A 10104-nucleotide genomic window follows, 5' to 3' on the forward strand; every position below is an offset into this window, starting at 1 on the left:
CACGCGCCGACGAGGTCCGCGGTGAGCGTCGCCCGGTCGGCGTCGAGGACGAGCAGCTCGGCGCGCGACAGCTCGGCGAGGAGCTCCGCCGCCTCGGGCCGCGACATCGCGTCGGCGACCGCCCCGGCGGGGGCGTCCGGGGCGACGACCGTGCGGACGTCCGCGCCCTCGTCGCGGAGCGCCTCGGCCAGGCGCCGCGCGCGACCCCGCTCGACGGCGACGACGACCCTCATCGCTCCGCTCCCCCGGTCGACGACGCGGGGCTCGACGACGCACCCGCCGACGGCACTCCGTTCGACGGCACGACGGAGAGGGCGGATCCGTCCGAGAGGGCCGTGAGCACGGCGGCGACGTCCGCGCGGTCGATCACGAGCTCGAGCGAGACCTGCCCGCCGCCGAGCATCGAGTCGTCGCGCGCGGTCGAGGCCACCGTGGCGTCGGCGACGAGGATGCGCGGGGCGTCGAACAGACCGCGCTCGAGCGGCGGCGCCACCCACACCTCGACCACCGAGCCCGCGCGCACCGACGCCGGCACGTCGGTGGCGCTGCGCATCACGACCGTCGTGGTCGCGGCCCGCCGCGCGTCGCCGACGGCGTCGGCGGGCACGAGCTCGCCCGCGGCGATCGTGCGGGTGGCCACGGCGTCCGCCGCGAGCGAGTCGGGCGTCGCGTATGCCTCGCCGAGACGCCCGAGGGCGACCTCCACGACCTCCAGATCGCCGGCCGACACGGGCTGGCCGGGCACGATCGTGCGCGCCGCCGCGAACACCGGCGCCGTCTGCCGCGACGCGCTCACGACGAGCCACACGCCGGCGACGGATGCCACGATCAGCACGATGCCGAGCAGGAACCGCAGATCGGACCAGAACGGGCGCGGACGGGGACGGGCGATGACGTCGAGTGCGGCCATGGCCCCATCGTGGCGCACCCCGAGACCCCGTCGCGGAGGTTATCCACAGGCCGGCGAGGGACCGGCCCGGTGTCGGAAGGCGGACGGATAATGGGCTCATGCCCGACAGTCCCCCGCCCGAGACGCGCCTGCTCGCCCCCGCTCAGGCGGCCGAGCTGCTCCAGATCGAGGTCGACGAGGTCGTCGCCCTCGTGCTGGAGGGGCGTCTGCGCGGAGCCCGGGTCGGTTCCCCCGCCGCGTGGCGGATCGAGGCGGCGAGCGTCGAGGAGTACCTCGACGACCAGATCGAGGAGACCCGCATCATGGGGCTGTGGCGGCAGTCGAACGCGGCGAGCTTCCCGGAGCTCTGGGGCCACGGCTCCGTGCGTCACCCCGACTGATCCCGATTCGCGTCGTCCGTCGAGCGCGCCGGCAGGTCGGGTGCGCCGGAGCGCGCCCGTGCGAGGAGCTTCGCGTCGATCCGAGGACGCCGGCGCTCATCACCTCAGGGCAGCGCGGCGGGCGCGTCGAGCCGCACCCAGGCGACGGCCGCGAACGGCACGATCCGGTGCCCCGTCACGGCGCTCCCCCGACGCGGCTCGCCGATCTCGTGCAGCGCGAGGTCGAGATGATCGGCCCCGGCGCGGTCCATCGTGCCGGCGAACGAGCGCCCGCCGACGCAGCCGACGGTCACCGGCACGCGCTTGCGCACGAGGTCGCGCAGCACGAACCCGAACGTCATGCGCTGAGACAGGCGCGACCCGGATGCCGTGGCCCGCGCGCTCCGCAGCAGCTCGGCGTGCGGCATCCCGATCGCGACGAGACTCGACAGCGGCACGAGCACGGCGCCGCCGCGCCGCAGCGCGGGGTCGAACGCGACCCAGTCCGCGCCGACGCGCACGATCGCGCCGGCGATCACGGAGCCGTCGGAGAGCTCGACGCTCACACCGTCGGCCGCCCGGACCAGCGTGGCGAGCCGGTCCCGCAGCGTCAGTTTCGCCAGCCGCAGGCGCTCGGCCTCAGTGTCCAACGCGGCGCGCTCGGCCTCCCACTCGGAGTCGAGCTGGTCCTCCAGGTCGTCGAAGAAGCGTTCCCAGCGCACGGCGAGAGGCTAGGCGAATCCACGCGCGACCCGGAGGAATTATCCACAGGTTGGAGCATTCTCATCCCGACACCCTTGCGCGTGTGGTCGAATCGACCCGTCCGGCAGTACCCGACCCTCCCATCCGAGGAGAGCCCATGGTTCCCCCACCGCTCAGCGATGCCCGCATCCCGCAGACCGGTGCCGCGCTCGGGTTGTCGGAGTACTTCGCCCCGCAGCGCACGTCCACCGAGGAGCTGCCCGAGCCCGGGCCCCTGCTGGAGAACCTCACGCGCGGCGTGCTGGAGGTGCTCGCCGGGGTGCGCGAGGCCGACCAGCTGGCGCGCTGGTTCAGCGAGGACGCGTTCCGCGTCGTCGTCACCCGCGCGAACCTCGCGGCCCGGGCTCGGAGCGCTCGCGGCATCGCGGCATCCCGCCCCGTCCATCAGGTGCTCCGGATCCGCACGAGCTCGCCCGCCGACGGCATCGTGGAGTCCGTCGTGATCGTCGCCGGCCCCGCACGCACGCGCGCCGTCGCGATCCGGCTCGAGGGCTGGGACGGTCGCTGGCGCGCGACCTCGCTCGCCCTGCTCTGAGAGCCCGAATCGCGTCGGGACGGCCGGGCTGCGACACCGGATGCCGCGGGCTCGCTCGAGCCGCACCGCCCGGCCCGCGGTCTCAGTCGCCGTCGATGAGCTCGAGCAGGGCCCGCAGGGCGTCGCGGATCTCGGTGTGGTCGTACTGGCCCGCGCGGCTCTCGCCCGCGATCACGCCCGAGCGGTGCACGCGACGGAAGTCGCCGAACGGGAACGAGTACGCCCCCTTGGTCTCGCTGTTCTCGTCGCGGTCGACGCCGAGGTGCCAGTGCGAGTAGGCGGTCCAGCCGTCGCGCTCGATGAACGCGTTCTCCTCGTCCGGCGTCGGCGCGGCCTCCGACCAGTCGTCGCGCTCGTCGCGCACGACCTCGCCCTCGCGCACGAGGGCGCGGGCGTGCCGCAGCGCCGGTCCGTTCAGTTCGATAGCCATGACCGTCACGCTAGACCCGTCCGGAGCGCGGCGCACCGGGCTTGACACCTCCCACCGCCGCGCTACTGCTTGTACGAGGAGAGGAAGTTCCCCAGCCGCTCGATCGCCTCGGTCAGCACGCGCGCCTCGGGGAGCGTCACGATCCGCAGGTGGTCGGGCGTCGCCCAGTTGAACCCGGTGCCCTGCACGAGCAGCACGTGCTCGGCGACGAGGAAGTCGTACACGAGCTTGGCGTCGTCGCGGATCTCGTACACCTCGGGGTCGAGCCGCGGGAACGCGTACAGCGCGCCCTCGGGCTTGACGCACGAGACGCCGGGGATGGCCTCCAGGCCCTCCCACGCGGCATCCCGCTGCTCGTGCAGCCGCCCCGTCGGCGCGATGAGCGCGTCGATGGACTGCACGCCCGACAGCGCCGCCTGCACGGCGAACTGCGCCGGGACGTTCGGGCAGAGGCGCGTGGACGCCAGGAGCGTGATGCCCTCGAGGAACCCCTTCGCGTGGTCCTTGGGTCCGGTGATGACGAGCCAGCCCGAGCGGAAGCCGGCCACACGGTAGGTCTTGGACAGTCCGTTGAAGGTCAGCACCAGGAGGTCGGGCGCGACGGTGGCCATGGGGATGTGCACCGCGTCGTCGAAGAGGATGCGGTCGTAGATCTCGTCGCTGAGGAGGAGGAGCGAGTGCTCCCGCGCGATCTGCGCGATGCCCTCCAGCACCTCGCGCGAGTATACCGCGCCGGTCGGGTTGTTCGGGTTGATCACGACGATCGCCTTCGTGCGGTCGGTGACCTTCGCGCGGATGTCGTCGAGGTCGGGCTGCCACCCGTTCTGCTCGTCGGCGAGGTAGTGCACCGGCTTGCCGCCGCCGAGGCTCGTCATCGCGGTCCAGAGCGGGTAGTCGGGCGCGGGGATGAGCACCTCGTCGCCCTCGTCGAGCAGGGCCTGCAGGGTCATCGTGATGAGCTCGGACACGCCGTTGCCGAGGTAGACGTCGTCGGGGTCGACCGGCGGGAAGCCGGGCTCCTCCTCGTAGCGCGACACGATCGCCCGGCGCGCCGACGCGATGCCGCGGCTGTCGCTGTAGCCGTGCGCGTGCGGGATGGCCTCGATCATGTCGCGCACGATCTGGAACGGCGCCTCGAAGCCGAAGACGGCCGGGTTGCCGGTGTTGAGCTTGAGGATGGTGTGTCCGTCGGCCTCGAGCTGGTCGGCGGCGACGAGCGCGCTGCCACGGATCTCGTAGAGGACGTTCTTCAGCTTGCTCGACTGGTCGAGGGGACGGAGACTCATCGGATCAGGATAACCCCGCCCTTCCCAGGCCAATCGCCCGCCGGTGGACCGTGGGCCGGGCGCCGTCCGGGCACCGTCCGGGCACCGACCGGCCCTCGACCTCGCCGGATCAGGAGATCTGGCGAGGACAGGACGATCCGCAGGAGATCGTCCTGCGTGCGTCAGATCTCCTGATCCGGCGGGCGGGATGCCGGGACTACTTCTTCTTGTTCGCCGCGCGGCGCTGCTCGCGGTTGAGCGGCGCCTGCGCCGTCGCGCCCTCGGTGCGCTGGCCGAACGCGCCGCGCGGCGCCTCGTCCGCCGGGGCCGCGGCCGGAGCGGCCGTCGCCTGGCGCGCCTTGTTCGTCGCGGCCGCCTGCACCTGGCCGCGGTCGGTGCCGACCTCGACCTCGCCGGCGTCGTTCGCCGCGGTGTACTGCAGGCGCTGGCTCTCCGGCGCGGGAGCGGCGAGCCCCTTCGCCTCGACGTGCGCGTCGGCGGTGCGGACCTCGACCTCGAGGTTGTAGAGGAAGCCGACCGACTCCTCCTTGATCTGCCCCATCATCGACTGGAACATCTCGTAGCCCTCGCGCTGGTACTCGATGAGCGGGTCGCGCTGGGCCATGGCCCGGAGGCCGATGCCGTCCTTGAGGTAGTCCATCTCGTAGAGGTGGTCGCGCCAGCGGCGGTCGAGCACCTGCAGCACCACGCGGCGCTCCAGCTCGCGCATCGCGGGGGCGCCGAGCGAGTCCTCGCGGCGCTGGTAGGCGATCTTCGCGTCGGAGAGGATCTCGCGCTTGAGGACGTCGGGCGTGATGCGGCCCCGGCTGCCGGCCTCGGCGACGACCTCGTCGATCGTGACGCCTACCGGGTACAGGGTCTTCAGCTCGGTCCAGAGCGCGTCGAAGTCCCAGCTCTCGGTGTGGCCCGCACCGGTGTGGTCGTCGATGATGGCGCTGATGGCGTCCTCGACGAAGTGGCCGACGCGGTCGGAGAGGTCGTCGCCCTCGAGCATGTGCCGGCGGTCGGAGTAGATCGCCTCGCGCTGCCGGTTGAGGACGTCGTCGTACTTCAGGACGTTCTTGCGGATCTCGGCGTTGCGCGCCTCGACCTGCGACTGCGCGCTCTTGATCGCCCGCGACACCATCGTCGACTCGATCGCGACGTCGTCGGGGAAGCTCGTGCGCGCGAGGATCGCCTCGGCCGCGCCGGACTGGAACAGGCGCATGAGGTCGTCGGTGAGCGACAGGTAGAAGCGGCTCTCGCCCGGGTCGCCCTGACGGCCGGAGCGGCCGCGGAGCTGGTTGTCGATGCGGCGCGACTCGTGCCGCTCGGTGCCGAGCACGTACAGCCCGCCCGCGTCGACGACCTTGGCCGCCTCCTCGGCGACGCGCTCCGTGACGGCCGGGTACACGGCATCCCACTCGGCCTCGTACTCGTCGGGCGACTCGATCGGGTCGAGGCCCTTGGCCTTGACCTCCTGCACGGCGAGGAACTCGGCGTTGCCGCCGAGCATGATGTCGGTGCCTCGACCGGCCATGTTCGTCGCGACGGTCACGGCGCCCAGGCGCCCGGCGCGCGCGACGATCTCGGCCTCGCGCGCGTGGTTCTTCGCGTTCAGGACCTCGTGGCGGACGCCCTTCTTCGCGAGCAGGCGCGACAGGTACTCGCTCTTCTCGACGCTGACCGTGCCCACGAGCACCGGCTGCCCGGTCGCGTGGCGCTGCACGATGTCCTCGACGACCTGGGTGAACTTCGCCTGCTCGTTCTTGTAGACGAGGTCGGGCATGTCCTTGCGGATCATGGGCTTGTTCGTCGGGATCGCCACGACGCCGAGCTTGTACGTGGACATGAACTCGGCGGCCTCGGTCTCGGCCGTGCCGGTCATGCCGGCGAGCTTCTCGTACAGGCGGAAGTAGTTCTGCAGCGTCACCGTGGCGAGGGTCTGGTTCTCGGCCTTGACCGGCACGTTCTCCTTGGCCTCGATGGCCTGGTGGATGCCCTCGTTGTAGCGGCGGCCGACCAGGATGCGGCCGGTGTGCTCGTCGACGATCATGACCTCGTCGTTCATGACGACGTAGTCGGTGTCGCGCTTGAACAGCGCGCGCGCCTTGATCGAGTTGTTCAGGAACGAGATGAGCGGGGTGTTGACCGACTCGTACAGGTTGTCGATGCCGAGGTAGTCCTCGACCTTCTCGATGCCGGGCTCGAGCACGCCGATCGTGCGCTTCTTCTCGTCGACCTCGAAGTCGACGCCGGGCTCGAGGGTCTTCGCGATCTTCGCGAACTCCACGAACCAGCGGTTCGCCTCCCCCGACGAGGGGCCGGAGATGATGAGCGGGGTGCGCGCCTCGTCGATGAGGATCGAGTCGACCTCGTCGACGATCGCGAAGAAGTGGCCGCGCTGGACGAGGTCCTCCTTGCGCCACGCCATGTTGTCGCGCAGGTAGTCGAAGCCGAACTCGTTGTTCGTGCCGTAGGTGATGTCGGCGTTGTACTGCTCGCGGCGCACCTCGGGCGTCTGGCCCGAGACGATCGTGCCCGTGGTCATGCCGAGCGCGCGGTAGACGCGGCCCATCAGCTCGGACTGGTACGACGCGAGGTAGTCGTTCACGGTGATGACGTGCACGCCCTCGCCGGCGATCGCGTTGAGATAGGCCGGCAGCGTCGCGACGAGGGTCTTGCCCTCGCCGGTCTTCATCTCGGCGATGTTGCCGAGGTGCAGGGCCGCGCCGCCCATGATCTGCACGTCGTAGGGACGCTGGCCGAGCGTGCGCTTGGCGGCCTCGCGGACCGCGGCGAACGCCTCGGGCATGAGCTTGTCGAGCGTCTCGCCCGCCTCGTAGCGCGCGCGCAGCTCGGCGGTCTCGCCGCGCAGCTCCTCGTCGGTCAGCTGCGCGTACTCGCTCTCGAGCGCTCCGACCGCCTTGACCACCTGCTGCAGGCGGCGGAGGATCCGGCCCTCACCGGCCCGGAGCAGTTTCTCGAGAGGGTTTGCCACGGAGGATCTCCATCTGTCGGGGGCGCCCTGGGCGCCGCGCCGGGGCGCGCTCGCGCCCGGGCATATCCACCCATGTTATCCGTCCGTGACCTTGGAGCGGGCTGGAAGCCGGCAGCCCTGTTCCGCGCGGGCGATCGCCGCCTGCGCGGCCGGGCTCACCCGGAACGCGGCCCGAACGAAGGCCGGATCGGCCGGAACGGGCCTTCCAGACACCGACACGTCGCGTTCAGCCTCGATCCGGGCATGATTCCGCCGCGCACCGTCCGCGGACGGGTGCCCGACGGCCGCGGGGCTCCGCTGAAGGCGGAACGGCGACGCTTTTCCAGCCCGCGTCGAGCCGCGATCCGTAGGATCGACGCATGGCCGGATTCTGGGGTGCACGCAAGCGCGAGCGCGAGCAGCTGGACGCGCGCGACACGGAGCTCGGCCGCCGCGCCGACGCCGCCCTCGTCGCCGCCGACGAGCGCATCCGCGTGACGACCGACGAGCTGATGTTCGCCGAGCTGGAGCTGGGCCGCGACGCCACGCGCGACCTGCGCGAGGCGCTCGACGCGGTGCGCCACCACCTCGGCGAGGCGTTCCAGCTCAACCAGCTGAACCACGACGAGATCCCCGACACCGCCGAAGAGCTGCGCACGCGCAACGGCCGCATCGTGCAGCTGTGCGAGTGGGCCGAGTCGCTCCTCGACGACCGCACCGCCGCGCTCGCCGAGCCCATCGCCCGCGCCCGCCGCGCGCCGGAGATCATCGCCGGCATCCGCGCCGACGTCGCCCGGCTGCGCGAGCGGCTGCCGCACGTGCAGGACACGATCGACCGCCTCTCGGGCCGCTACAGCGCCGAGGCGCTCCGGCGCATCGTGCAGAGCCCGAAGGAGGCCGGACAGCTCCTCGACTTCGCCGCCCACAGCGCCGACGTGTCGACGCGCCGCCGTGAGGCCGGTCAGCGCGAGCAGGCCAACCTGGCGCTCGAGACCGCGATCGAGGCGGTGCGACGGGCGACCGTCCTCATCGACACGGTCGACACGTTCGAGATCGAGGCGCTGCGCGCCGAGTCGACGCTGGATGCCGTCGTGGACGACTCCCGCGAAGACCTCGTCACCGCGCGCGACCTCGTGCACGTGCCCGCGGTCGCGACGGCGATGGTCGGGCTCGAGAAGGCGCTCGCCGCGCTGCCGTCCGAGCGGACGGCATCCGACCCGTTCGCCGACCTCACGCGCCTGCGCGAGGCGAACGCGGCCCTCGACACGGCGGTCACGACCGCGCGGGAGCGAGCCGCGCGGCCCATCCCGCCCGAGTCGCACGTGCGGCACGCGATCGACGACGCCGACCGTCAGCTCGGCGTGGCGCGCAGCGTCATCGCCGGCCACCGCGGCTGGATCGGCGCCGACGCCCGCACGCGCCTCGCCGAGGCCGAGCGCGTGCGCCTCGAACTGCCGGCCGGAGCGATCGCCGAGGACGACCGCGAGCAGGCGCTCGTCGACGCGCGCCGCTGCGGCATGCTCGCCGCGGAGGCGCTGCAGCTCGCGCAGCGCGACATCGACTCGGGCCGCCCGCAGGACCCGGGCGGCTGGGGTCAGGGCGGCGGCCGTGGCCGCGGGGGCGGAAACGACCTCGTCGGCGGCATCCTCGGCGGCCTCGTGATCGGCAGCATCCTGGACGGCATCTTCGACTGACGCACGGCCCGTCGAGGCCCGTCGTCGCGAGTCACTGCGCCCCGCGCGACCCACTGTGCTCCCGCACGGTGAGTCGGTGCCAGGACAGTGACTCGGCGGATCGCCGGCTGCGCGGGACGGTCCCGGAGACGACGGAGGGCGGATGCCGTCATGGCATCCGCCCTCCGTGCTCGGTCTACGAGGCCAGCTCCTCCTCCGGAGGGGCGGATGCCGTGAGCGCGATCACGCCGTAGTCCCAGCCCTTGCGGCGGTACACGACGCTGGGGCGGTCGGTGCGCCCGTCGATGAAGAGGAAGAAGTCGTGCCCGACCAGCTCCATGCGGTCGACGGCCTCCTCGACCGTCATCCACTCGGCGTCGAACTCCTTCGAGCGGATGACGACGGGCGTGTAGTCCTCCTCGGCCTCGTCCTGGCCGACGACGGGGACCTCGCCGGTCGCCACGGCATGCAGCGCCTCGATCGAGGCGGGCTGCACGTCGATGCCGCGCAGCGAACCGGTGCCCTTCTCGAACTTGGCACCGCGCGGGTGGTTGCGTGCGTCGACGCGCTTGTCCTTGGCCCGGCGCAGCTGCTCGGCCATCTTGTCGACGGCGATGTCGAGCGCGGCGAACTTGTCGCCGTCGGTCGCCTCGGCCCGGACGATGGGGCCCTTGCCGGTGAGCGTGAGCTCCACCGTCTCGTCCTCCATGCGGCCGTTGTGGTAGGTGCGGTGCGTGACCTTGACGTCGAGGCGCTGCGCGCGCGGCGCGAGGTGCTCGATGCGCGCGGACTTCTCCTCGGTCACCGTCCGGAATCGATCCGTGATGCCCACTCCCACGCCCACGATGCTCGTTTCCATCCTTGACCTCCTGTTCCGGTCCGCCGGGGCGGACCCGTCGTGCCTGGTCTCCCCCACGCTAGCCCCGCGGTCGCCGCGTGTCACGCACGAACCGCGACGGTTTCACGCCCTCGCCCGAGAACCCCGTCGGTCGCACGTGCATGGCGGGGCGTGGCGGCCACGGTGGCCGCCCCGACCACCACGGCGCCCGCGTCGGTCAGCGCCCGCACGGCCTCGCCGAGCGTCGCGCCGGTGGTGACCACGTCGTCGACGACGACGACGCGCAGGCCCGCGGCATCCCGCGCCCGCATCGTGTGCGCGACGTTGCGCGCGCGCTCGTCGCGGCCGAGCC

The 10104-nt window shown here is 72.3% G+C and carries 10 protein-coding genes and 1 pseudogene; 3 read left to right on the top strand and 8 right to left on the bottom strand.

Features of this window, described 5'->3' with window-relative positions; all coding sequences use genetic code 11:
* Positions 1–233, bottom strand: a pseudogene (locus WML84_RS09405) (hypothetical protein); the annotation flags it as partial.
* Complete coding sequence (locus tag WML84_RS09410; protein ID WP_347345886.1) at positions 230–910, bottom strand: SAF domain-containing protein; 681 nt, start codon at positions 908–910, stop codon at positions 230–232. The gene WML84_RS09410 and the pseudogene WML84_RS09405, both read right to left, overlap by 4 nt.
* 98 nt (positions 911–1008) lie before the next feature.
* On the opposite strand from WML84_RS09410, the gene WML84_RS09415 reads away from it, so the two are divergent.
* Positions 1009–1290 (top strand): helix-turn-helix domain-containing protein, encoded by a 282-nt coding sequence (locus WML84_RS09415; protein ID WP_347345887.1) that lies wholly within the window; start codon positions 1009–1011, stop codon positions 1288–1290.
* 104 nt (positions 1291–1394) lie between these two features.
* Here the strand turns inward: WML84_RS09415 and WML84_RS09420 are convergent, their stop codons facing one another.
* On the bottom strand, positions 1395–1991 hold the full coding sequence (locus tag WML84_RS09420) for a hypothetical protein (protein ID WP_347345888.1): 597 nt from the start codon (positions 1989–1991) through the stop codon (positions 1395–1397).
* 137 nt (positions 1992–2128) lie between these two features.
* Between WML84_RS09420 and WML84_RS09425 the strand changes: the two genes are divergently transcribed.
* Positions 2129–2566 (top strand): Rv3235 family protein, encoded by a 438-nt coding sequence (locus tag WML84_RS09425; RefSeq protein ID WP_347345889.1) that lies wholly within the window; start codon positions 2129–2131, stop codon positions 2564–2566.
* Positions 2567–2648: 82 nt separating this feature from the next.
* Here the strand turns inward: WML84_RS09425 and WML84_RS09430 are convergent, their stop codons facing one another.
* The 3 genes from WML84_RS09430 to secA form a co-directional block, all read right to left on the bottom strand.
* The gene (locus tag WML84_RS09430; protein WP_347345890.1) at positions 2649–2996 is read right to left on the bottom strand and encodes a hypothetical protein; all 348 of its coding nucleotides are present in this window, start codon (positions 2994–2996) and stop codon (positions 2649–2651) included.
* Between the two features lie 62 nt (positions 2997–3058).
* Positions 3059–4282, bottom strand: a complete 1224-nt coding sequence (locus WML84_RS09435) for a pyridoxal phosphate-dependent aminotransferase (protein WP_347345891.1) — start codon at positions 4280–4282, stop codon at positions 3059–3061.
* Between the two features lie 196 nt (positions 4283–4478).
* Positions 4479–7262, bottom strand: a complete 2784-nt coding sequence (gene secA / locus WML84_RS09440) for a preprotein translocase subunit SecA (RefSeq protein ID WP_347345892.1) — start codon at positions 7260–7262, stop codon at positions 4479–4481.
* Positions 7263–7621: 359 nt separating this feature from the next.
* Between secA and WML84_RS09445 the strand changes: the two genes are divergently transcribed.
* Positions 7622–8935: a hypothetical protein gene (locus WML84_RS09445; protein ID WP_347345893.1), complete on the top strand. Its 1314-nt coding sequence runs from the start codon at positions 7622–7624 to the stop codon at positions 8933–8935.
* A 175-nt stretch (positions 8936–9110) separates the two neighbouring features.
* Here the strand turns inward: WML84_RS09445 and raiA are convergent, their stop codons facing one another.
* Both raiA and WML84_RS09455 read right to left on the bottom strand, forming a co-directional pair.
* Entirely contained in the window at positions 9111–9773 is a 663-nt protein-coding gene (raiA, locus tag WML84_RS09450; protein ID WP_347345894.1) for a ribosome-associated translation inhibitor RaiA, read from the bottom strand.
* Positions 9774–9853: 80 nt separating this feature from the next.
* Positions 9854–10104 (bottom strand): phosphoribosyltransferase family protein (locus WML84_RS09455; protein WP_347345895.1); only part of this gene is annotated, 251 nt, incomplete at its 5' end.

It is taken from the genome of Microbacterium sp., assembly GCF_039812165.1.
In the GTDB taxonomy this organism is placed as follows: domain Bacteria; phylum Actinomycetota; class Actinomycetes; order Actinomycetales; family Microbacteriaceae; genus Microbacterium.